Source organism: Pseudomonas fluorescens group sp. (assembly GCF_020093335.1).
Classification (GTDB): Bacteria; Pseudomonadota; Gammaproteobacteria; order Pseudomonadales; family Pseudomonadaceae; genus Aquipseudomonas; species Aquipseudomonas petroselini.
On record NZ_JAIOKW010000005.1, the window covers coordinates 1 to 23057 of the forward strand.

Consider the following 23057-nt stretch of genomic DNA (forward strand, 5'->3'; position numbering starts at 1 on the left):
CGATAGCGGTGGGTCAGCTACAAGTTAGCTGACTGACACACCGCCATCGGGGGCAAGCCCCCTCCCACATTTTTGATTCAGTTTTTTCAGTTACGCGGTAGCACGATGCAAGCTGGCCAGGAAACCCGCAGCGCCCACAAACAACCCGGCAAACGTGCGGTTCATACGCTTCTGCTGCTTAGGCGTACGCAACAAGCGCAACACCTTCGACGCCAGCCCCGTATAGCCTGCCATCACGACCATGTCGACGCAGATCATCGTCGCGCCCAGGATCAGGTACTGGATCAGCAGCGGCGCCTGCGGATTCACGAACTGCGGCAGCACCGCCAGCATGAACACCAAAGCCTTCGGGTTGCTGGCGTTCACCAGGAACCCACGAAACATCATCGCCATCGGCTTGCCGATCGGGCGCACGGCCGCGTCATCGGTCATGTCCATGGGCAAGGCGCGCCACTGCTTGATGGCCAGGTACACCAAGTACGCCACGCCAAACCATTTGATCACATAGAAGGCCGTGGACGACGTCGCCAGAATGGCACCCAGGCCGCAAGCAACGACGGCAATCTGCATCGCCAGGCCCAGTTGCAGGCCAATGGCGTTCCAGTAACCACGCAGGAAACCGTATTGCAGGCCGCTGGACATCGAGGCGATGGCGCCGGCGCCAGGGGAAAGGGAGATGATCCAACTGGCCAGGAAAAAGGCCAGCCACGTATCGAGTGCCATTACACACCTCAGGAGGGAGTTTGCTGTTGTGCCTTAAGCTAACTCCGCCGACCAAAGAATGGCTATAGATTTTTACAGGATGACTGCTAGCGGTCGCCCGGAAACACATGGGTACCTGGCCAACGTCGCACCGAGCGCTGGAAGAACAAGCTGTTGGGCACTTGCACCATGGCGCTGTCGGTTCCGGCTTCCGCTACTTCGACCAGCGTGGTGTAGAGCAGGTTGATCGCCACGACGCGGCCTTTCACACCCGGTTTGTCGACGGTGTCCACCAACTCGACGATGTCACCCAGGCGAAACGGCCCGACGGTGAAGATCAGAATGGCGCACAGCAGGTTGGAGAGCACCGACCACATGGCGAAGAACGCCACCGCCGCCACCGCGACAAACCCCGACAGCGCCGTCCACAACACCGTTGCAGACACACCCAGGCGACCCAGCACAAAGATCAGCGCACTGCCCATGATCAGCCAGCGCAAGCCACCGCGCAGCGGCATCAACAATTGCGGTGGGAACGGGTAACGCTCACCGAGGCGCGTCAGGCCTTTGGCAACAAAACGCTGGGCGAGGTAGCCGGCCAGCAGAATCAGCAGGATTTGCACGCCGATCCACACGGGTTCGATCCATTGCGCCGGCAGTGGCAGTTGCAACGCTTCCATCAGGACAGCGCCTCCAGCTCCGCTTGCAGGGTTTCCAGCACTTCGAGGGCTTCCATCCAAGTCTCTTCCAATTGCCCTTCGCGGACCTTGAGCTTGGCCTGTTCAGCCAGCAGGTCGCGCAACTCGTCCTTACGGGCAGCTTCGTAGACGGCGCTGTCGCCCAGGCTGGTTTCGATTTTGGCCAGGCGCTCGTGCACCTTGCCCAACTCGGCCTCCAGCTTGTCGGCTTCACGCTTGTGCGGCGCCAATTGTTGGCGCAACGCAGCGGCAGCCTGACGCTGGGCTTTCTTGTCAGTCTTGTCGGGGTTGACCGGGGTATTGCTGACCGGCGCATTGCGCAGGCGGTAATCCGTCAGCCAGCGTGCGTAGTCATCCAGGTCGCCGTCGAATTCTTCGACCTTACCGTCCGCCACCAGCAGGAAGTTATCCGTGGTGCTCTTGAGCAAGTGGCGATCGTGAGACACCACCAGTACCGCACCACTGAACTCTTGCAGGGCCATGGTCAGCGCCAGGCGCATTTCCAGGTCCAGGTGGTTGGTCGGTTCGTCGAGCAGTAGCAGGTTCGGGCGGTCCCAGGCGATCAACGCCAGGGCCAGGCGGGCTTTTTCGCCGCCGGAGAAATTCAGCACCGGCTCATCGATGCGCGCGCCACGGAAGTCGAAACCACCGAGGAAGTCGCGCAGGGTTTGCTCGCGCTCGGTAGGCGCCAGGCGCTGCAAGTGCAGCAACGGGCTGGCCTTGGCGTCGAGGGAGTCCAACTGGTGCTGGGCGAAGTAGCCCACCACCGTGTTCTCGCCACGGGTCAAGCGCCCGGCCAGGGGCGAAAGCTCGCCCGACAGGTTCTTGATCAGCGTCGACTTGCCCGCACCGTTAGGGCCGAGCAAACCGATGCGCGCACCTGGCGTGAGCTGCAGCTTCACTTTTTCCAGGATGGTTTTGTCGCCGTACCCCAAGCGGGCATCTGACAAGTCCAGCAGAGGGCTGGAGATCTTCGCCGACTCGCGGAACACAAAGTCGAACGGCGAATCGACGTGGGCCGCCGACAGCTCTTCCATGCGTTCCAGGGCCTTGATCCGGCTCTGGGCCTGGCGGGCCTTGGTGGCCTGGGCCTTGAAGCGGGCGATATAGCTTTCCATGTGCGCACGCTGCGCCTGCTGCTTTTCAAAGGCCTGTTGCTGCTGGGCCAGGCGTTCGGCGCGAGCGCGTTCGAATGCGGTGTAGCCGCCCCGGTAGAGCGTGATTTTCTTCTGTTCGACGTGGGCGATGTTGTCGACCACGGCGTCGAGGAAGTCCCGGTCGTGGGAAATCAGCAGCAAGGTGCCCTGATAGTTCTTGAGGAAGTCTTCCAGCCACAGGATCGCATCGAGGTCCAAGTGGTTGGTCGGTTCGTCGAGCAGTAACAGGTCCGAGGGGCACATCAGCGCCTGCGCCAGGTTCAGGCGCATGCGCCAGCCGCCGGAGAAGTCGGCGACCGGGCGGTCCATCTGTTCGTTGGTAAAGCCAAGACCGGCGAGCATCTTGCGGGCGCGGGCGTCGGCGGTGTAGCCGTCGGCGCTGTCGAGTTCCGAGTGCAGGCGGGCCTGAGCGGCACCATCCTGGGCTTTCTCGGCCTCGGCCAGGTCGTGTTGCACCTGGCGCAGGCGCAGGTCACCATCGAGCACGTAGTCGATCGCGATGCGGTCCAGGGTGTCGATCTCCTGGCGCATATGGGCGATACGCCAGTCGGCCGGCAGCAAGCAGTCCCCGGAGTCCGGGGTCAGCTCACCCAGCAACAGGGCGAACAACGTGGATTTGCCGGCACCGTTGGCACCGATCAGGCCGGCTTTGTGACCGGCGTGCAGGGTCAGCTCGGCGTCTTCGAGAAGACGTTGCGGGCCACGCTGTAATGTTAGGCTTTGAAGTCGGATCATAATGGCGGCGGAGTCTACCAGCTTCGTTGGCCGCTGGCTTGGGTGTGAATATGTACGCTGACCTGTGGAGCTTTGCCCTCTCGACTTACGCCCGCCCGGACGTCGAAGTCGCTTGCCTGCGCTTGCAGGAGCAAGGGGCGGATGTGTGCCTGTTGCTGTGTGGCGCATGGCTGGAGCAGCGCGCTGTGACAGTGACCGCCGAGCGCATGCAGGCGCTGAAACAAATCGCCAGGCCCTGGCAGGCACAGGTGATCGAGCCGCTACGACGCGTACGCATGCAATGGCGCGCCATGGCGCAGCAGGATGAGGATTTAGCGGGGTTACGCGAGCGGGTCAAGGCTCTGGAGCTGGACGCCGAACGGCAGCTGTTGATGCGACTGGAAGCGTTGGCACAAACGTGGCCGACTGGCGAAGCGATGAATCAGCAACTGTGGCTGGAAGGACTGGCGGCTGAGGATGCCGCCAACCTTGACCACGACGCGCTGCAGCGGCTGCGCGTCGTGGCCACCAGCGCTTAGGAAGCGCTGGTTGGGGTGGTGCTTGGCGCTACCGGTGCAGACGTGTTGCTGGCCGGTGCAGTTGGAGCGGTGGACGCTGTCGGGGCGGCAGCAGGTGTTGCTGGCTTGGCCGGTGCGGGTTTTGCGGCAGCGGGTTTGGTAACGGCTGGCTTGGCGGCTGGCTTTGCAGCAGCAGGTTTGGCAGCTGGCTTAGCGGCTGGTTTTGCAGCAGCCGATTTAGCCACTGGCTTGGCAGCTGGTTTCGCAGCAGCCGTTTTAGCGGCTGGCTTGGCGGCTGGTTTTGCAGCAGCCGTTTTAGCAACTGGCTTGGCGGCTGGTTTTGCAACAGCCGTTTTAGCAGCTGGCTTGGCAGCTGGTTTCGCAGCAGCGGTTTTAGCGGCTGGCTTGGCAGCTGGTTTCGCAGCGGCGGTTTTAGCGGCTGGCTTGGCAGCTGGTTTCGCAGCGGCGGTTTTAGCGGCTGGCTTGGCAGCTGGTTTCGCAGCAGCCGTTTTAGCAGCTGGCTTGGCAGCTGGTTTCGCAGCAGCCGTTTTAGCAGCTGGCTTGGCAGCTGGTTTCGCAGCAGCGGTTTTAGCGGCTGGCTTGGCAGCTGGTTTCGCAGCAGCGGTTTTAGCAACTGGCTTGGCGGCTGGTTTTGCAGCAGCCGTTTTAGCAGCTGGCTTGGCGGCTGGTTTTGCAGCAGCCGTTTTAGCAGCTGGCTTGGCAGCTGGCTTCGCAGCAGCGGTTTTGGCAGCGGGTTTTGCTGCGGCTTTAGCAGGTGCCTTAGCAGCAACAGCTTTGCTCGCCGGCTTTTTCGCCGCGCTTGCTGCAACAGCTTTTGCAGGAGTACGAGCGCCCAGCACCTTAGCCACAGCTTCCTTCACACGACCAACGCCCTGGGCCAGTTTCAGGCTTTCCTGAGCATCTTTTTTGAGTTGGGAAATGTAGGCGCGGGTTTCAGCTTGGCGATCCTTGAGGGCGTCCAGCAGGTCCTCAAGTTCTTTGACTGCGTCCTTGGCTTTGGCTTGGGCCTTGGCCTTGCCGGCAGTAGCGGCGTCTTGCAATTTGGTGCGGGATTTGTGCAGCTTTTCTTGCGCTTTACCGCGCTGTTTTTCCAGCTTGGCGAGCAGTTTTTCTGCATCGGCCAACGCTTGGGAACAGGCGCTTTCCAGATGTTCGAGCAAGCTGCCCGAAAGTTGTTGGAGTAAATGCAACGGGGTATTAACAGGCTTCTGTTTGGCCGACATGGTTTACCTCCTGGCTGACGTGGGTGCGGCTCATACTAGCCCTCTGCTCTTACCGCCGCTAGGGCATGTTGACAGTATCGTTTGCCTTGCGTTGCACCGTACGAAAATTCTTATCGTTATAACGAAAGCACACGGCACTTTTTACCCTTTTACACTGGCATAATCCGTCGCACTTTCGGCGGGAGACCACCCATGTCGCGTTACCTTTTTCTTGTGCTTGGCCTGGCGATTTCGGTGGCCAATGCGAGCGAGCAATCACCGTCCAAAACCACTGAACAAAATCAGCATGACCTCGCCTACAGCCTGGGCGCAAGCCTCGGTGAACGCCTGCGCCAGGAGGTCCCTGACCTGCAGATCCAGGCGTTGATCGACGGCCTAAAGCAAGCCTATCAAGGCAAGCCGCTGGCGCTGGATAACGCGCGCATCGAACAGATTCTGGCCCAGCACGAAGCACAGAATGAAGCAGATACGCAGGCACCTCAAAGCGAAAAAGCCCTGGCTGCCGAACAACAATTCCTGAGCAAAGAGAAAGCCGCAAAAGGCGTGCGCGAATTGGCGAATGGAATCCTGCTCACCGAACTCACTCCCGGCACTGGCGACAAGCCAACGGCCAGCGATCAAGTTCAAGTGAAATACGTGGGGCGGTTACCCGATGGAACGGTGTTCGACCAGAGCACCCAACCTCAGTGGTTTCGTCTGGATAGTGTGATCAGCGGCTGGAGCACTGCGTTGCAGCAGATGCCCGTGGGGGCAAAATGGCGCCTGGTGATCCCATCAGCCCAGGCGTATGGCGCCGACGGTGCAGGTGAATTGATCCCACCCTATACCCCCCTGGTGTTCGAGATCGAATTGCTCGGCACTCGACACTGAGCCAATAAAAAACGGTGCGTCATGCGCACCGTTTTTTTGTATGGCTATCGAGGGTCAGGCCTGAGTAGCAGGCTCTTCCTTATGGGCGTTGTGCAGCACTTCGATCAGGCAGTCTTCCAATTCGAAACGCTCGTGAAGCAGTGCGCCCAATTCTTTGAATTTCTCTGCAACACATTGCCCGGCATCACACAGGTCGGTGAACGCCAGCAGCTTCTCGGTAATGGCATCGATGCGCGGGTAAAGGGTCTCAGCCAATTTCAGGCCACGCTGATCGTCGAAGGCTTCCGCTTCCTTGGTCAGCTGTTCGTAGACGCCGAAATGGCCGGCTGACACGTAGTCCACCAACACACCGCAAAAATCCTGCAACGGTTCACGGTTCTGCGCCAGTGCCTCGGGCTTGGCACCGAGAGCATCAAAGGCCCGAACCAGTTCGTGACGTGCCTTCAGCCAGCTGTCGATCAGCTTGTGCACCCCACCCCAGCGTTCCTGAGCATTCTGACAACTTTCCAGCATGATGATCTCTCTTCCCTATAGGGGCGCTGCCGCCTGGTGCCCGCGCAACACTTCAAGGATAAAGCGGCAGCCGGACAAGGCCACATCTGACAAACGGTTTCAATAACACGTGCGGGCCAGATTATGCCCGCATGACTATGGCTTCAAGGTACGCAGGAGAGAAAGTTCATACAAGTGTTTAATCCCGTCCTACAAACTGCGACTGCCTTTCAGCGCCCCAACGGGCGCAAATGCTGGCTCAAAAACAGCCGTGAAAACTGCATAAAGCCCAAGATCAACATCCCTAGGAAGAACAACAGACTCCACTCCGGCAGGCTCAAGTCAAACAGCGTCCAATTGATGTCCATGCAGTCAACGCTGCCTTTGACGGTCAATTGCAGCGCCTGCCAAAACGACAGGTTTTCGATCATGTAGTGCAGGCTGGGCCAGCAGTCAGCCGTCTGGTCCGGCGCGGCATTTTGTAGCAGTACCTGGCGCACGGCGGTAATGGCACCGAGCAGCGCGAAGCTCATGCTCGCCAGCCCGTACCGGCAGATAACGCTACGCTTGGGGTTATGGAGGGTGGCGGCCAGATTGTTCAATGTGAAAGCCGCCAGGAACCCCCGCTGCATCTGGCATAGGAAGCAAGGACGCAACGAAGCACCGAACTCGAGGTAAAAGGACGCGCCCAATGTCAGCGTACCCGCCAGGAACGCAAAGAAAAACAAGGAGCGTGAAGGGGCCAAAGACATGCTTTATCCGCATCGCGAAAGATAGGTCGCTACGGTAGAGGAAAGGCCTTACCCCTTTCAATACGTACTAGAGCAGACGATTCCGCGAGCGGTTAAGGACTTGCCGCCAGAAGATGAAAGATGTTGCGCAATCGAGCGTCGGACCTTGCCCACAAACCCTCTAAACCCGTCTTTTGCAGTGTTTTCGAAGCAACGAAAGGTGGCCCGCTGGATATAGCTGAGCCAACCCTCGTCGCTTTCCTACGTCAGACCCGCGCCGGAACAGGCAGCGGTGACGCCAGCAATCGGTTATCCAGCAGCCCCAGCCCCTCTTGGAACAGCTGGTTACTGCGCTCGGTGTCACCCAGTTGAGCCAACAAGCGCGCCAACTCGGCACAGGCCTCAGGATTGCGCTGCACTTGGAGGCTGCTTTCCAGATAATCCCGCGCCTTGCCCCATAGACTGTTTTGCAGGCACAGGCGACCCAGCGTCAGCAGCAGGCTGGCATCACTGGGGTGGTCCTTGAGCCAACCTTCGGCAAACTTCAACTGCCGGGCCGGATCACTGCCGCGCAACAGGCCGTACAGTCGGATCAGGTGGCTGTCGTAGCCGCGCTTGATCGCGCCACGCAACGCTTCTTCGGCCTGGGTGTCAGCACCCAACTGGCGCAGTTGCTCGGCGTAGGCCAAGACCAGTTGCGGTTCTTGGCGCTGAGCGGACGTCAGTTGTTGCCAGGCCCGCTCAAGCGACTGCAAGCCTGCTTCGCCCTGTTCTTCGCGCTGGGCTGCGAGACTCAGGTTCTCCCCCCAAGCGCGACGCTCAAGCTCGGCCAGCTCGCTGGCGGGCAGCACCTTGTCCTTGCGCAGTTCGGGCAGCAAGCGGATCACCGACGACCAATCACCGCGCTGCTGATGCAGGCGCTGCAATTGACGCAGGACCTGGGCGTTATGAGGATGGCGCTCGTGCATCGCCTGCAAGGTTATCAGTGCGCCGTCCGTATCACCGCGGTCCAGTTGCAATTGCGCATGGCTCAAGGCAACCGCCAACTCGGCCTGAGGCTGACGTTCCAACGCTCTCTCCAGCAAGCCGTCGGACTCTTCGTAGCGCCCCTGTTCATTTGCGGCACGCGCCGCGCCGAGATAGTACAGCAGCGGCTGGCGCTCGGCCTCGGCGGCACGGTGCAGGTGGCGCTCGGCACTGGCCCAACGGCCTTCAGCAAGGTCCATCTGGCCTTGCTCGATGGCGACCTGTACACGACGGCTGCGGTTACGCCGCGACCACGGGTTGACCACGCCGCCGGAGGTGGTAATCAGGCTCAACAGCACCCGGATCAGGTAGATCGCCAAACCGACGGCAAATACCGCCACCAGCGTCGCCCACAGGCTCGACTCGTAATGCAGCACATGCGGGTAGGTAATCAGCACGTAGCCGGTGTGTTTCGAAATGCCTACAGCCAGTGCCAGCGCGATTGCAATCGCCAGCACGAGGATCACATAGAAACGCTTCATCGGCTCTACTCCTGCTTCGCCGACGTCGCCGCTGCCTTGGCTTCGTCGGCAGACAGATGACGACGCTCAAGGTAAGCCTGCACGGCAGCCAGGCTCGCGGCCAGGTCCGGCGTCACCACCGATACCGCCTTCGGCTCAAGTTCGGCGATACGCGCCAGCATCGCCTTGCTCTGCGGGTTGTCCTGGTTGAAGTTGTCCTGCAACACACTGCGCGCCTCGCCCAGCGAGCGGCTGTAGACGGCCGACTCGCCATTGAGCGCCGCCCATTGGGCTTGCTCCAGGGCCAGGCTCAGGGCCAGGCGCACTTGGTTCAGGCCTTGGCCGGCCAGCAGTGGGCGAATGTTATCGTCGGGGTTGAAGTCGATACGGAAGTAACGGGAAATCTGCTCCCACCATTGGCTCCAACGGCTTTGCGTATCGGTAGTCGGTCGCCCCTCGGAAGCAGGATCGGTCAGTTGATACTCGGGGGCAATGGCCGCCAGTTGCACGACTTGGTCACGCAAGGCCGCCAATTGCAGGTACAGCCCGGTGCGGTCCGGCTGCTCGGTGCTGCGCAGCGCGGCAAGGCTCTTGGCCAATTGCTCACGGGCGGCGTAGGAACCCGGATCGCTTTGCTCGCGAAGAATCTCGTCGGCCCCCTGGACAAGCGCCTGGGCACTGTTGATGTCCTGCAGGGCAGACAGGCGCAGACTCGCCAGACGAATCAAATGCTCGGCCTCGGCCAAGCGCCAGTCTTTGCGGCTGGACCCGAGCACCGTCTCCAGGCGCTGGCTCAGACGCTGCTGATCACCCTGCAACTGGGCGACCAGGCGACGGCGCTCTTCCAGCTCATCCGCACCCGGCAACTGCGCCAGCCGCGCAGCCAGTTGTTGCTGGCTTTGCTTGAGGGACTGGGATTGGTCATCGAGGGTCTGCACCTGGCCCAACTGCTGCTGGCTGCTGGCCTGCAGGGCGCGGACCTGCCAGATCCCCCAACCACCGGCGGCAACACCCGCGGCGCCGAGCAACAGGGCGACGATTGCCAGGCCATTACCACGGCGCGGCGCGGTGACCGGTGACGCAACCGGCGCATCAAGTGCGGGTTGGGTTTCATCTTTAGGCAAGGCTGTTTCGCTCACGTATCCGTCCTTTGCGTTTCAGAGAGTGGGAACGGTATAGCTCCGTATCGCCACTAACAAAGCCGCGGCACTCGCACCGCGACAATCCACAACTTTTTCTGCGCCAGCGGCCCGCGCCATCTCCTGGACCCGCGGGCTAGGCACGAACAACGGCAGCTGCGCCACCTGTGGCCAATCGGGGCCAGCCAGGGCTTGCAGGTGTAAAAAACCCTGTCCACTGCTGACCACCAGGCCGTTCAAGCGTTCCAACTGGATGCGTTGCATCAGTACACCGGCGTCGTACGCCGGAAGCAAACGGCGATACAACTCCAGATAGTCGACACTAGCACCTTGCTCGCGCAAACGCTCCGCCAGCAGCTCCCGACCACCCTCACCCCGCAGAATCAAGACTCGGGCGTGTGGGGGTGCGATAGCCTCGCGCAAAGCAGGCAATTGAAGCAGGGCCTCACTGTCATCGCCTGTAGGGGGATACTGAACGTTAAGGCCATGCTCGGCCAGTACCTGCGCGGTGGCGGCACCGACACTGAACCATCGCAGATGCGGCCAGGCTTGACCCAACTGCTGCACGGCAAGGCGCGCGGCCGGCTTGCTGACAACGATTACGGCACAGTAGCGACCCAGGTCACGGAAGACGGCTTGTTGTTCAGGTGTGACGGGGAGCGGCTCGATGTCCAGCAACGGCAAGCTGCTGCTGAAAATACCGGCTTCGGACAACGAGGCCGCCAGGGCCATCGATTCCTCGGCAGGCCGCGTCAGCAGCACACGCCATTCGGTCACTGCGGGCCGGCCTCGCCGTAGACTTTCTGCAGAATCGCACCAGCGCCCTTATCCAGCAGCGCTTGCGCCACCTGGATACCCAACGCCGTAGCGTCACACTGCGGACCACGGACCTCGGCGGTCAGCAGGTTGCCGCCTTCCGGGTCTCCGACCAAGCCCCGCAACCACAGGTTTTCACCTTCGAGCACGGCGTAGCAGGCGATCGGCACTTGGCAGCCACCGTTGAGGTGCTTGTTCAGGGCACGCTCAGCCGTGACGCGCACTTCAGTGTCGTGGTGATCCAGGGGTTTGAGCAGGGCGTGGATATCACTGTCGGCGGTACGGCATTCAATGCCGACGGCGCCCTGCCCACCGGCAGGCAGGCTGTCCTCGACGCTGATGGCCGAAGTGATACGGTCTTCGAAACCCAGACGGATCAGCCCAGCCGCTGCGAGGATGATCGCGTCATATTCACCCGCATCCAGCTTCGCCAGGCGGGTGTTGACGTTGCCGCGCAGGAAGCGGATCTGCAGGTCCGGGCGGCGGGTCAGCAACTGTGCCTGGCGGCGCAGGCTCGACGTACCGACGATGCTGCCCAAAGGCAGCGCATCCAGAGACGCGTAAGTATTGGAAACGAAGGCATCACGCGGGTCTTCACGCTCGCAGATGCAAAACAGGCCCAAGCCTTCGGGGAAGTCCATGGGCACGTCTTTCATCGAGTGCACGGCAATGTCCGCTTCGTTTTCCAGCAGCGCGGTTTCCAGCTCTTTGACAAACAGGCCCTTGCCGCCGATTTTCGACAGTGGCGAGTCGAGCAGTTTGTCACCGCGACTGACCATGGGCACCAGGGACACCTTGAGGCCAGGGTGAGCCTGCTCCAGGCGTGCTTTGACGTATTCGGCCTGCCACAAGGCCAGGGCGCTTTTACGGGTGGCGATGCGGATTTCGCGAGAGGACATGGATCAATCCGTACTGAATAGATACGGCAGATAATAACAGCTCAGGCAAATATGCCTTGATTTGTATCAGCAAGTGCGCGGCCTCCCTGGCCACGTCGCACCGGGATAACGAATGCAGACCTCGCCACGCCTCGGGCTAAAGCTGCTGCATCATTTTGCGCACGCCGGCGACATGGCGTCGGCTGACGATCAACGCATCGCCGTTAAGCCCTTTGAGGAACAACTGAAAATGCCCCAGGGGCGTACGTTGCAGGCGTTCGATTCGCTCGCGGGCCACCAGCGCATTGCGGTGGATACGCACGAAGCGGTCGCCGAATTCATCCTCAAGGGCCTTGAGCGGTTCATCGAGCAAGACTTCACCGCCTTGGTGGCGCAAGGTCACGTACTTGTGATCCGCAATAAAATAAACCACCTCGCCCAAAGGGATCAGCTCGATACCTTTGCGTGTGCGTGCGCTGATATGGCTGCGCGGCCCGTTACCACTTTGGGCGGCAGGCTGAGTCAGGGCAGCAAGCTGGACGCGGGTTGGGCGCTCGGCCTTTTTAAGGGCTTTGAGCAAGGTTTCGCCCGCTACCGGTTTGGTGAGGAAGCTGACACCACTGGCTTCAAGCGTCTCCGCAGAGAACTCTTCACCGGCTGCGCAGAACACCACGGCGGGTGGTGACTCTCGCTCGCTCAATCGGGCGGCAACTTGCAGGCCATCAAGGCCTGGCATACGGATATCGAGCAACACCACATCCGGCTTGAGGCTGTCGATCAGCGTCAACGCCTCTTCGCCCGTGGTGGCGCTCGGCTCTAGTACTGCATAACCCTCGAGTTCACTGACCAAACGGCTCAGTCGCTCGCGGGCTTGGGGTTCGTCATCAACGATCAGGACATTCATATTGCGCTGGATTCCTGCGTGAGTCTCGCACAAGGATAGCGTAGACAGGTGCGGTGACTTGCGTCACAGCGATCCACGCTAAGACTAGCGCGAGCGGCAAAAAGTGCCCTGAGAGTGGCACCCATATTTACCCGGACCTGTTCAATAGCGCCCAAGACCTGCTGCCTTCGGGCATTGTCGTAGGGTTTGCTGATACACAATCCGAATCCCCCCTTTCAAATGGATAGTCCGGGTTCTGACCGCATCACCGGACTTTGGTGCATTCACACACTATCAGTCCAACTGTAGACGCTCGCTGCGACGACATTGCTCAATCGTCAAATATCGTTTCAATAAGCCTCTGCACCAGTCTCGTCCTCGACGCGTTCGGCGGCAAGGCACTTAGCCATCCATTGCGCAAATAAAAATGCCGACCACCCGCAGCACCGCCTCTGCGGACAACCCTGTTATTATCGCCGGCACACTTCCCAGTCTCCTTATAAGCAGATCACGAGCGAACTCATGAGCACCGACAAGACCAACCAGTCCTGGGGCGGCCGCTTCAGTGAACCCGTCGACGCCTTCGTCGCCCGCTTCACCGCCTCCGTCACCTTCGACCAGCGCCTGTACCGCCATGACATCATGGGCTCCATCGCCCACGCGACGATGCTGGCCAAGGTCGGCGTGCTGACCGACGCCGAGCGCGACAGCATCATCGACGGCCTCAACACCATCCGTGGCGAGATCGAAGCCGGCACCTTTGACTGGCGCGTCGACCTGGAAGACGTGCACATGAACATCGAAGCCCGCCTCACCGACCGCATCGGTGTGACCGGCAAAAAACTGCACACCGGCCGTAGCCGTAACGACCAGGTCGCCACCGATATCCGTCTGTGGCTGCGTGATGAAATCGACCTGATCCTGGGCGAAATCACCCGCCTGCAGAAAGGCCTGCTGGAACAGGCCGAGCGTGAGTCGGACACCATCATGCCCGGCTTCACTCACCTGCAGACCGCGCAACCCGTGACCTTCGGCCACCACTTGCTGGCCTGGTTCGAAATGCTCAGTCGCGACTATGAACGCCTGGTGGACTGCCGCAAGCGCGCCAACCGCATGCCATTGGGCAGCGCCGCGCTGGCCGGCACCACGTACCCGATCGACCGCGAGTACACCGCGCAATTGCTGGGCTTCGACGCCGTCGGCGGTAACTCGCTGGATGGTGTGTCGGACCGTGACTTCGCCATCGAATTCTGCGCCGCCGCCAGCATCGCGATGATGCACCTGTCGCGCTTCTCCGAAGAGCTGGTGCTGTGGACCAGCGCGCAATTCCAGTTCATCGACCTGCCGGACCGCTTCTGCACCGGCAGCTCGATCATGCCGCAAAAGAAAAACCCCGACGTGCCCGAGCTGGTGCGTGGCAAGAGTGGCCGCGTATTCGGCGCCTTGATGGGCCTGCTGACCCTGATGAAAGGCCAACCACTGGCCTACAACAAGGACAACCAGGAAGACAAGGAGCCGTTGTTCGACGCCGCCGACACCCTGCGCGACTCGCTGCGCGCATTTGCCGACATGATCCCGGCGATCAAGCCCAAGCACGCGATCATGCGTGAAGCGGCGCTGCGCGGGTTCTCCACCGCGACCGACCTGGCGGACTACCTGGTACGCCGTGGCCTGCCGTTCCGCGACTGCCACGAAATCGTTGGTCACGCGGTGAAGTACGGCGTGGACACCGGCAAGGACTTGGCGGAAATGAGCCTGGAAGAACTGCGTCAGTTCAGCGACCAGATCGAGCAGGACGTGTTTGCCGTGCTGACCCTGGAAGGCTCGGTAAATGCCCGTAACCATGTGGGCGGGACTGCGCCGGCACAGGTGAAGGCCGCCGTCGTGCGCGGCCTGACCTTACTGGCTAGCCGCTGAAAAATGTGGGAGGGGGCTTGCCCCCTCCCACACTTGATCACTTTTTGGCCGCGATCATCGCCATAAACGCCGGCATCGCCGCCTCCCTGTCTGCCGCCACTTTCTGGGCGCTTGGCATGGCATGCAACCTTTCCAGCAACGCCTTGGCCGCCGGCATTCCATCCAGCACATCCAGTCCAAACAGCTTCTCGCCCACCGCACAGGCGAGGTTCACGCTGTACATGAAATACAAATCCGCAATCGTGAAGCTCTCCCCCGCCACGTACGGCGCGAACTTGCCGTGCCGACCCAACGAACCGAAACCCAGCAACAACTCGGCCTTGGATTTCTCCTTGATCGCCTCCGGTACCGGCATGCCAAAGAACGCCTCGGCGAAACATGCGCGGGCGGGCAACTCGATGTACAACTCGATTTCCCGGCATAGCGCCAACACCTGAGCACGCTGAAACGGCTCGGCCGGAAGCAGCGCACGGCCCTCCTGGGTGTGCTCGATGTATTCGAGGATCACGCTGGTCTCGTTGATAAACCCCTGCTTCACGCCCAGCACCGGCACCTTGCCGCGCGGGCTGACAGCCAAGGCCTCTGGGGTTTGCCCGGCATAAAAGGGCACCTCTTCGAACGGCAACCCTTTCTCCAGCAGCGCCAGCTTGACCATGTTGTAGTAGTTGCTGACCGAAAATCCGTAAAGCTTGAGCATCGCAAAGCCTCCAGGCCGTGTGCGGGGTTGGCTGCAAGCGTTATAGCGCCCACCGCCTGGCCGTGCCAGCAGCATCACCCGCCTGAATGGGGGTAGACTGGCGCCCTTTCCTTGAGGAGCCTGCCATGAGCGAGCCGACCGATATCGACAACGACGAAGAAGAATTCGCCGAAACCACCCTGATCGAAGCGATCGAGAACCAGATCGAAAGCGAAAACCCACCAGCGGCCAAGGCCACGTTCAACAAGCTGACCCTGGTGGGCTACGAGCGTGAAGAGATCCTGCAACTGATGGCTCACGTGCTAGCTGTCGAGATCGACGCATTGCTGGAAGAAGACCGTGCCTTCAATACCGAATGGTATGAAACTGCACTGCGCGCCTTGCCGGAATTGCCGCCTGAAAAGCAATAATTGCTCCTACTGGACAGTTCGGCAAAGTGCGTTCACCTTATGGCCTGCTAGCCTCTAATAAATTCTTAGAAAGTCTGGAGTCCTTATGTCGTATACCCCTGAGTTGGTTGCCGAACTGGAAATCCTTGTACTCTTCCCATTGGACAGCACCAAAGAAGGTCTGAAAGTCCACCAGACCGCCGCGCCTACTGCCATCGCCGCTGCCAAACGCCTCCACGCGAAAGGACTTATCGACCAACCGGACGGGGGCTACCTGACCAGCCTTGGCCGGGACGCCGCAGAGCAGGCCCAGACCCTGCTGACTATCTTGACCACTGCCACTACCAAAGAAGCCGCCTGATACCTATACCGCCCATGGAGTCCGCCTCTTGCGGATTCCGGGGGCGTTGCTGTGGAAGTGCGAAAATTCTGACGTCAAAATCTATTTCCCTCTAAACCTCCTACGCTACTGGCTGTAAACTCCTACACGGCCGCCCACGTCGGGCCCTGCGAGCCACCGAGTTCGACATGACCCGCACCCATGAAATCCGCCCCGACCTGGACGAAGGCATCGACCGCAAGGTGCTGGCTCAATTGCGCGCGCGTTTCATGGCCCTCAACGAAGGGCGTATGGCCCGGGCCGTCGAGGGGCTGACACCCCGCCAGCAGAGCGTGCTGACCCTGTTGCCCTTGTTCTTCCACGTCAACCACCCGCTGCTGCCCGGTTATGTGTCGGGCAGCACGCCGGCAGGCCTGTCGAATTTCGAACCCGACACCCAAGCCCTGGCAGAAGCCCAGCGCCTGACCCGCTCGTTCTCCTACAAGCCACGCCACGGCAACCCGCCGCGACCGATCCACGGCCTGTTCCTGATGGGCAGCCTTGGCACCCTGGCCCAAGCCGACCAGAGCGACATGGATGTGTGGGTCTGCCACGCCGCCGACCTGAGTGAGAGTGAACTGGCCGAACTGCGCAAAAAATGCCAGTTGCTGGAAGCCTGGGCCCTGACCATGGGCGCCGAGGCGCATTTCTTCCTGATCGAGCCGACACGCTTTGTGCTCGGCGAGCGCGACACGCAACTGAGCTCCGATGACTGCGGCACCACCCAGCATTACCTGCTGCTGGACGAGTTCTACCGCACCGCCATCTGGCTCGCCGGGCGTACGCCGATCTGGTGGCTGGTGCCGGTGTACGAAGAGACCCACTATGCCGAGTTCACCCACACGCTGATTTCCAAGCGTTTTATCCGTGCCGATGAAACCCTGGACCTCGGCCATCTGGCACGCATTCCCCCGGGCGAATTCATCGGCGCCGGGCTGTGGCAATTGTTCAAGGGCATCGAGTCGCCCTACAAATCCGTGCTCAAGCTGCTGCTGACCGAGGTCTACGCCAGCGAACACCCGAACGTGCACTGCCTGAGCCTGCGCTTCAAGCGTGCGGTATTCGCCAACCAGATGGACCTGGATGAGCTAGACCCGTACATCGTGGTGTACCGCCGTATCGAGGAATACCTCAAGGCCCGCCATGAACCCGAGCGCCTGGAGCTGGTGCGACGCGCGCTGTACCTGAAGGTCAACCGCAAGCTCAGCGCCGGCCAGCGCACCACCGGTTGGCAACGGCTGCTGCTGGAGCGTCTGGCCCACGAATGGGGCTGGGACCAGCGCCAATTGACGCTGCTCGACAGCCGCAGCCAATGGAAAGTGCGCCAGGTGGCCTCGGAGCGCCGGGCGCTGGTCAGCGAGCTCAATTACAGCTATCGCTTCCTGACCCAGTTCGCCCGGACCGAACAGACCGTCAGCCTGATCAACAAACGCGACCTCAATGTGCTGGGGCGGCGCCTGTACGCCGCGTTCGAGCGCAAGGCCGGCAAAGTCGAGTTCATCAACCCCGGCATCGCCCCGGACCTGGCCGAAGACACGCTGACCCTGGTGCAATCGCCCAACCGCAAGGAGCCGGGCCAGCACCACTGGGGCCTGTACAACGGTAACCTGACAGCCCTGGAATGGGAGCATTTCGCGCCGATCAAACGCAGCCGCGATCTGCTGGAAATGCTCACCTGGTGCCATCGCAACGGCGTGATCGACAGCAGCACGCGCCTGGCCTTGCACCCCGGCACCAGCGACATGACTGAATTCGAGCTGTTCAACCTGCTGGGCAGCCTGCAACAGACCATCGCCCTGCCCCTGGCCAGCGTGGATGAAGACCGTTTGCTGCGCTCGGCAGTGCCCGAGGAAGTGTTGCTGCTGATCAACGTCGGCGTCGACCCGCTCAAGCATCACCGTGACCTGAATATCCTGATGACCACCGAGCGCACCGATTCCCTGAGCTATGCCGGTGTGCGCGATAACTTGGTGCTGACCCTGGACCAGGTCACGCTCAATAGCTGGAACGAGGTGATGGTCAGCCGCTATGACGGCCCCCACGCCTTGCTCGACTGCCTGCGCGATTACCTCAACCAGTTACCGCCGGACCACCTGCCACGCCTGCGAGTGCGCTGCTTCTGCCACAACCGTGCGCAATTCATTGCGCAGCGGGTGGAAGAGATCTTCGACACCGCGCAGAACCTGCTGCTGGGCCAGGGCAACCACCGCTATCTGCTCCAGGTGCAGCAGCACTATCACGTGATGGAACTGATGCCGGGCCAAGCCACCCATGTGTCGTTGCCGACCCAGGATGCGCTGATCGCCTACCTCAGCGAAGAACTGGCCAGCTACAGCCCGCTGCACCTGGACGCCATGGCCCTGGAAGACCACGACCTGGCGCTGCTGTTGCCCATGGGCCAGGCCGATAGCGTGCAGGTGTTCTACCGGGTCAACGAAGGCTTCGCCGAGCTGTATGTGTTGGATGAATTCAACGCGCTCTGGCAGCAGCGCTTGCCGTTCCATGATGAACAGAGCCTGTTGGCGCCTTTGCAGCGTTTTTTACAGTCGATCATTTATCGCCGCGACGCGCTGTCGCCGCTGGACCCGCAAGAGCCGCTGGGCGCGGTGCACATCTTGTATTACCAACTATTGCCTGCGGGCAGCGGTCGCGCGCGCGGCATCGAGCCTCGACCGGCGCCGCTGAACCCGGCAAACAAACCGTTTTATGACGTACAGGCGATTATCGGCAAAGCAGCGCCGGGTCAGGTGGGGATTACCCTGTACTGCAATCAGCGGGAGTTTTCCGAGCTGGAATTTGGCGACCAGCTGTTTGCAGTGGTCGCCCAGGAAATCGTCGGGCAACGCCGGGAGACCGAGCGTTACCGCTGCTACATCACTGACCTGGACCTGTCCGGCCTGCTCGGCGATGTGCAAAGCCCGAGCAACCTGTACCTGCGTTACAAGGCCGAGCTGGAGCTGTCGCTCAACGAGGCGCTGAGCCAGATTTAGCACGCTGCCTTTTAAAGCGAGAAGGCACCTAAAGCGAGAAGGCACCGCCGTCTTTTGGCTGGCCTTCGACACTCAGCAGTTCGAGCTTGAGGGTCTTGCCGCCCGGTGCAGGCCAATCGATATGCTGACCGACCTTTAGGCCGAGCAACGCACTGCCCACCGGCGCCAGGATCGAGATCTTGCCTTCATCGGCGTTGGCGTCCTTGGGGTAAACCAACGTCAGGTGGTAGTCCTTGCCACTGCCTTGCTCGCGGCAATGCACACTGGAATTCATGGTCACGACCGTTGCAGGCACTTCATCGTGGCCAACCACTTCTTCGGCGCGGTCGAGTTCGTGCTGAAGGGCTTCGACACCCGGCGAGTCCTCGCCTACACGGTCGATCAGTTGCTCAAGACGCTGCACGTCGAGACGGGTAAGAATGATGGAAGGTGCGGTCATGATTGAGGCAGACTCCTTTTTTCTGCACAAAAAAGCAAAACCCCGCCAGGAAAAGGCGGGGTTCTCACGGGCCTCGATGAGTTGAGGCGTACCCGGACACTACCACAGCGTCACAAATAAACAAGACGGCCTCAGGCGTGGGCCCGGCGCTGCTCGGCCTCGGCACAGATCACCCGGCGCCGGGCATCGTCGGCAGAGCGCCATTCACGGATATCTTCCACGTGGCGGAAGCAGCCGAGGCAGACTTTCTGCTCGTCCAGGCGACACAAACTGATACAAGGTGACGGCACCGCCGGGCTGACATTGCTGAACAGCGGCTTGGGCGGGCGGACAGGTGCAGGCTGGGTCACGTTCAGATCTCGTCGAAATCCAGGTCGGCGCCGGTGTACTCGCTGACCAGGCGCGCGAGCATTTCACTCAGCAGCTCTTCACTCTTGTCGCACTGCCATTTGCCGCTTTCTTCGTCGTAGTCGAAGTGAACGCCGCCGGAACGCGCAGCCAGCCACAGCTGACGCAACGGCTCCTGGCGGCTGAAGATCAACTGCTGGCCGCTCTCGAACTTGACGGTCAGCACGCCGGCCGAGTTTTCCAGGTCCACGTCCAGGCCGCTGTCGTCGAAAATATCTTCCAGCGCCTGCTGGGTCGAATCCACCAGGTCGTGAAAACGGGCTTCGGTCAAACTCATTGTGGCAACCTCAAAAGTGTCTGGTTTTGCTCAAGCGCCGCACGATACGGGCGAGCCCCGCCGATTGCAAAGGATACCGATTTCAACGCGATTGACGGCGTGAAATATCCTCAACCAGCGTAGTCCGCTTCCCGACTGTCTCGGCAAAGCCCCGCCGGACGGGTATTCCGGCGCATAGGCAAGCTGGCGGGTGGTCGGTATACTCGGGCGCAATTAATGCATATTCAAGGATTTCGCCATGAAGCGCCTGATCTCTTCCCTTGCTGCGCTCGTCGCGGTCGCTTGCCTCGTTAGTGCCTGTGGTCAAAAAGGCCCGCTGTACCTGCCCGATGACAGCAAAGACCCGAATGAACAGGCGCAATCGTCGCAAAAACCTTCCAAAGCGCATAAGCACGACACCTACGAATAAGGGTACTCCATGGACGCTTTTAACTACCGGGACGGCGAGCTGTTCGCGGAAGGCGTGGCGTTGTCCGCGATTGCCGAGCGCTTTGGTACCCCGACCTATGTGTACTCGCGTGCGCATATCGAAGCCCAGTACCGCTCCTTCACCGACGCGCTCGATGGCGTGCCGCACCTGGTGTGCTACGCGGTCAAGGCCAACTCCAACCTGGGCGTACTGAATGTCCTGGCGCGCCTGGGCGCTGGTTTCGACATCGTCTCCCGTGGCGAGCTGGAACGTGTACTGGCTGCCGGCGGCAAGGCTGACAAGATCGTCTTCTCCGGTGTCGGCAAGACCCGCGAAGACATGCGTCGCGCCCTGGAAGTCGGCGTGCACTGCTTCAACATCGAATCCACCGACGAGCTGGAGCGCCTGCAAGGGGTGGCCGCCGAGATGGGCGTTCGTGCGCCGATCTCCCTGCGCGTCAACCCGGATGTCGACGCCGGCACCCACCCTTACATTTCCACCGGTCTCAAAGAGAACAAGTTCGGCATCGCCATTGCCGACGCCGAAGACGTGTACATCCGCGCCGCGCAACTGCCGAACCTGGAAGTGTTGGGCGTCGACTGCCATATCGGCTCGCAACTGACCAGCCTGCCTCCGTTCCTGGATGCGCTCGACCGCCTGTTGGCGCTGATCGACCGCCTGGGCGAATGCGGCATCTATCTGCACCACATCGACCTGGGTGGCGGTGTGGGCGTGCGTTACCGCGATGAAGAGCCGCCGCTGATTGCCGACTATATCCAAGCCGTCCGCGAGCGCATCGAAGGCCGCGACCTGACGCTGATGTTCGAGCCGGGCCGTTATATCGTCGCCAACGCGGGCGTGCTGCTGACCCAGGTCGAGTACCTCAAGCACACCGAACACAAGGATTTCGCCATCGTCGATGCGGCGATGAACGACCTGATCCGCCCCGCGCTGTACCAGGCCTGGATGAATGTCACCGCCGTGACGCCTCGCAACAGCGAAGCCCGCGCCTATGACATCGTCGGTCCGATCTGCGAGACCGGCGACTTCCTGGCCAAGGATCGTCAGCTGGCCCTGGAAGAAGGCGATCTGCTGGCCGTGCATTCGGCCGGTGCCTACGGGTTTGTCATGAGTTCCAACTACAACACCCGCGGGCGTACCGCCGAGGTGCTGGTGGACGGTGATCAAGCGTTCGAAGTGCGTCGCCGCGAGACGGTAGCCGAGTTGTATGCTGGCGAAAGCCTGCTGCCGGAGTAAGCCATGCTGCTGCGTTTTACCAAGATGCACGGGCTGGGCAATGATTTCATGGTCCTCGACCTGGTCAGCCAGCACGCGCATATTCTGCCCAAACACGCTAAACAGTGGGGCGACCGTCACACCGGCATCGGTTTTGATCAATTGCTGATCGTCGAAGCGCCAAGCAACCCGGAGGTGGATTTCCGTTACCGGATCTTCAACTCCGACGGTTCCGAAGTGGAGCAGTGCGGCAACGGCGCGCGCTGCTTCGCGCGCTTCGTGCTGGACAAGCGCCTGACCGCCAAACGGCAGATCCGCGTCGAGACCAAGAGCGGCGTGATCGAACTGGATATCCGCAGCGACGGCCAGATCAGCGTCAACATGGGCGCGCCACGCCTGGTGCCGGCGGACATTCCGTTCGAGGCCACCGAGCAGGCTGTCAGCTATGCGCTGGACGTCGACGGCAAGACCGTCGACATCGCCGCCGTGTCCATGGGCAATCCCCACGCGGTGCTGCGCGTCAACGACATCAACAACGCGCCCGTGCATGAATGGGGGCCAAAGATCGAACACCACCCGCGCTTTCCGGCACGGGTCAACGTGGGCTTCCTGCAGGTGATCGACCGTACCCGCGCGCAATTGCGTGTGTGGGAACGCGGCGCCGGCGAAACCCAGGCCTGCGGTACCGGTGCTTGCGCCGCTGCCGTGGCCGCGATCAGCCAGGGGTGGATGGATTCGCCGTTGCTGATCGACCTGCCCGGTGGACGCTTGTCCATCGAGTGGGCAGGCCCTGGCCACCCGGTGATGATGACCGGGCCGGCCTCGCGCGTATACGAAGGACAGGTCCGTCTATGAGTGAGTCAAGCCAATGACCGATAAGCCTCAAGTACCCGCACAAGCAATCCCGAGCGACAGCCTGGAGGCCGCTACCGTCGCGGCGTATCTTGAGGCTAATCCGGACTTCTTCGTCGAGCACGAAGAGTTGCTGCCGGCACTGCGCATCCCCCATCAACGCGGCGATACGGTGTCGCTGGTGGAGCGGCAGATGAAGATCCTGCGTGAGCGCAATATCGAAATGCGCCACAAGCTCTCGCACTTGATGGACGTTGCCCGCGACAACGACCGCCTGTTCGAGAAAACCCGTCGCCTGATTCTGACCCTGATGGACGCCACCAGCCTGGAAGAAACCGTGATCGCCGTGGAAGACAGCCTGCGTCAGGACTTCCAGGTGCCATTCGTGAGCCTGATCCTGTTCAGCGACAACCCGATGCCGGTGGGCCGCTGGGTCAGCGGCAGCGATGCACAAACCGCCATCGGCGGACTGCTGTCCGAAGGCAAGACCATCAGCGGCACCTTGCGTGAGCATGAACTGGACTTCCTGTTTGGCGCTGAACAGCGCAAGCAGATCGGCTCCACCGCCGTGGTCGCCCTCAGCCATCAGGGCCTGCACGGCGTGTTGGCCATCGCCAGCCGCGATCCTCAGCACTATAAAAGCTCAGTCGGCACGCTGTTCCTGACCTACATCGCCGAAGTGCTGGGCCGCGTCCTGCCGCGCTTCACCACCGCCCTGCGCGCGGTGCGCTAGCG

25 protein-coding genes are annotated in these 23057 nt (G+C 61.2%); 10 read left to right on the plus strand and 15 right to left on the minus strand.

Annotation, left to right across the window (positions count from 1 at the left end; all coding sequences use genetic code 11):
• Positions 1–90: 90 nt before the first annotated feature.
• The 3 genes from K7431_RS07405 to K7431_RS07415 all read right to left on the minus strand — a co-directional run bounded on the left by K7431_RS07405 (position 91) and on the right by K7431_RS07415 (position 3292).
• Positions 91–723, minus strand: coding sequence for a LysE family transporter (locus K7431_RS07405; RefSeq protein WP_015886481.1), 633 nt, complete (start codon positions 721–723; stop codon positions 91–93).
• An 86-nt stretch (positions 724–809) separates the two neighbouring features.
• A complete protein-coding gene (locus K7431_RS07410; RefSeq protein WP_015886482.1) occupies positions 810–1382 on the minus strand; it encodes a mechanosensitive ion channel family protein in 573 nt (190 codons plus the stop codon).
• Entirely contained in the window at positions 1382–3292 is a 1911-nt protein-coding gene (locus K7431_RS07415; protein WP_015886483.1) for an ATP-binding cassette domain-containing protein, read from the minus strand. Before K7431_RS07415 ends, K7431_RS07410 begins: the two co-directional genes overlap by 1 nt.
• A 50-nt stretch (positions 3293–3342) precedes the next feature.
• Here K7431_RS07415 and K7431_RS07420 point away from each other — a divergent pair, with 50 nt between their 5' ends.
• Entirely contained in the window at positions 3343–3810 is a 468-nt protein-coding gene (locus K7431_RS07420) for a TIGR02444 family protein (RefSeq protein ID WP_015886484.1), read from the plus strand.
• On the opposite strand, the gene K7431_RS07425 is transcribed toward K7431_RS07420, so the two are convergent.
• Positions 3807–5033 carry an AlgP family protein gene (locus tag K7431_RS07425; RefSeq protein ID WP_015886485.1) on the minus strand — a complete coding sequence of 409 codons (1227 nt, stop codon included), beginning with the start codon at positions 5031–5033 and terminating at the stop codon, positions 3807–3809. The two genes, K7431_RS07420 and K7431_RS07425, sit on opposite strands and share 4 nt — an antisense overlap.
• Before the next feature lie 192 nt (positions 5034–5225).
• On the opposite strand from K7431_RS07425, the gene K7431_RS07430 reads away from it, so the two are divergent.
• A complete protein-coding gene (locus tag K7431_RS07430) occupies positions 5226–5903 on the plus strand; it encodes an FKBP-type peptidyl-prolyl cis-trans isomerase (RefSeq protein ID WP_015886486.1) in 678 nt (225 codons plus the stop codon).
• 54 nt (positions 5904–5957) lie between these two features.
• On the opposite strand, the gene K7431_RS07435 is transcribed toward K7431_RS07430, so the two are convergent.
• From K7431_RS07435 to K7431_RS07465, 7 genes are all read right to left on the minus strand, one after another.
• A complete protein-coding gene (locus K7431_RS07435; protein ID WP_015886487.1) occupies positions 5958–6416 on the minus strand; it encodes an Rsd/AlgQ family anti-sigma factor in 459 nt (152 codons plus the stop codon).
• A 209-nt stretch (positions 6417–6625) separates the two neighbouring features.
• Positions 6626–7147: a disulfide bond formation protein B gene (locus K7431_RS07440; RefSeq protein WP_015886488.1), complete on the minus strand. Its 522-nt coding sequence runs from the start codon at positions 7145–7147 to the stop codon at positions 6626–6628.
• A 245-nt stretch (positions 7148–7392) separates the two neighbouring features.
• Entirely contained in the window at positions 7393–8634 is a 1242-nt protein-coding gene (locus K7431_RS07445; RefSeq protein WP_015886489.1) for a heme biosynthesis protein HemY, read from the minus strand.
• Positions 8635–8639: 5 nt separating this feature from the next.
• Positions 8640–9752 (minus strand): uroporphyrinogen-III C-methyltransferase, encoded by a 1113-nt coding sequence (locus K7431_RS07450; protein WP_015886490.1) that lies wholly within the window; start codon positions 9750–9752, stop codon positions 8640–8642.
• 18 nt (positions 9753–9770) lie between these two features.
• Complete coding sequence (locus K7431_RS07455) at positions 9771–10529, minus strand: uroporphyrinogen-III synthase (RefSeq protein WP_015886491.1); 759 nt, start codon at positions 10527–10529, stop codon at positions 9771–9773.
• Positions 10526–11467, minus strand: coding sequence for a hydroxymethylbilane synthase (hemC, locus tag K7431_RS07460; protein ID WP_015886492.1), 942 nt, complete (start codon positions 11465–11467; stop codon positions 10526–10528). The genes K7431_RS07455 and hemC overlap by 4 nt, the downstream gene beginning before the upstream one ends.
• A gap of 136 nt (positions 11468–11603) precedes the next feature.
• Entirely contained in the window at positions 11604–12350 is a 747-nt protein-coding gene (locus K7431_RS07465) for a LytR/AlgR family response regulator transcription factor (RefSeq protein WP_015886493.1), read from the minus strand.
• 501 nt (positions 12351–12851) lie between these two features.
• Between K7431_RS07465 and argH the strand changes: the two genes are divergently transcribed.
• Positions 12852–14246: an argininosuccinate lyase gene (argH, locus tag K7431_RS07475; protein ID WP_015886494.1), complete on the plus strand. Its 1395-nt coding sequence runs from the start codon at positions 12852–12854 to the stop codon at positions 14244–14246.
• 37 nt (positions 14247–14283) lie between these two features.
• Here the strand turns inward: argH and K7431_RS07480 are convergent, their stop codons facing one another.
• Entirely contained in the window at positions 14284–14943 is a 660-nt protein-coding gene (locus K7431_RS07480) for a glutathione S-transferase family protein (RefSeq protein ID WP_015886495.1), read from the minus strand.
• A gap of 125 nt (positions 14944–15068) precedes the next feature.
• Between K7431_RS07480 and K7431_RS07485 the strand changes: the two genes are divergently transcribed.
• The 3 genes from K7431_RS07485 to K7431_RS07495 all read left to right on the plus strand — a co-directional run bounded on the left by K7431_RS07485 (position 15069) and on the right by K7431_RS07495 (position 18701).
• The gene (locus tag K7431_RS07485) at positions 15069–15353 is read left to right on the plus strand and encodes a hypothetical protein (RefSeq protein WP_010207441.1); all 285 of its coding nucleotides are present in this window, start codon (positions 15069–15071) and stop codon (positions 15351–15353) included.
• 85 nt (positions 15354–15438) lie between these two features.
• Positions 15439–15693 (plus strand): TIGR02647 family protein, encoded by a 255-nt coding sequence (locus tag K7431_RS07490; RefSeq protein ID WP_010207442.1) that lies wholly within the window; start codon positions 15439–15441, stop codon positions 15691–15693.
• A gap of 167 nt (positions 15694–15860) precedes the next feature.
• A complete protein-coding gene (locus K7431_RS07495) occupies positions 15861–18701 on the plus strand; it encodes a class I adenylate cyclase (protein WP_015886496.1) in 2841 nt (946 codons plus the stop codon).
• A gap of 28 nt (positions 18702–18729) precedes the next feature.
• On the opposite strand, the gene rnk is transcribed toward K7431_RS07495, so the two are convergent.
• From rnk to cyaY, 3 genes are all read right to left on the minus strand, one after another.
• Positions 18730–19140: a nucleoside diphosphate kinase regulator gene (gene rnk, locus K7431_RS07500; RefSeq protein WP_015886497.1), complete on the minus strand. Its 411-nt coding sequence runs from the start codon at positions 19138–19140 to the stop codon at positions 18730–18732.
• 131 nt (positions 19141–19271) lie between these two features.
• Positions 19272–19490, minus strand: a complete 219-nt coding sequence (locus K7431_RS07505) for a DUF1289 domain-containing protein (RefSeq protein ID WP_015886498.1) — start codon at positions 19488–19490, stop codon at positions 19272–19274.
• Between the two features lie 2 nt (positions 19491–19492).
• Positions 19493–19825 (minus strand): iron donor protein CyaY, encoded by a 333-nt coding sequence (cyaY, locus tag K7431_RS07510; protein WP_015886499.1) that lies wholly within the window; start codon positions 19823–19825, stop codon positions 19493–19495.
• Positions 19826–20063: 238 nt separating this feature from the next.
• Here cyaY and lptM point away from each other — a divergent pair, with 238 nt between their 5' ends.
• From lptM to K7431_RS07530, 4 genes are read left to right on the plus strand one after another with little or no spacing between them, the layout of a single operon-like run.
• Positions 20064–20234: an LPS translocon maturation chaperone LptM gene (gene lptM, locus K7431_RS07515; RefSeq protein ID WP_010207449.1), complete on the plus strand. Its 171-nt coding sequence runs from the start codon at positions 20064–20066 to the stop codon at positions 20232–20234.
• Positions 20235–20243: 9 nt separating this feature from the next.
• Positions 20244–21491, plus strand: a complete 1248-nt coding sequence (gene lysA, locus K7431_RS07520; protein WP_015886500.1) for a diaminopimelate decarboxylase — start codon at positions 20244–20246, stop codon at positions 21489–21491.
• A 3-nt stretch (positions 21492–21494) separates the two neighbouring features.
• The gene (gene dapF / locus K7431_RS07525; RefSeq protein WP_015886501.1) at positions 21495–22325 is read left to right on the plus strand and encodes a diaminopimelate epimerase; all 831 of its coding nucleotides are present in this window, start codon (positions 21495–21497) and stop codon (positions 22323–22325) included.
• 13 nt (positions 22326–22338) lie between these two features.
• Positions 22339–23055, plus strand: a complete 717-nt coding sequence (locus K7431_RS07530) for a DUF484 family protein (protein WP_015886502.1) — start codon at positions 22339–22341, stop codon at positions 23053–23055.
• The last annotated feature ends 2 nt before the right edge of the window (positions 23056–23057 follow it).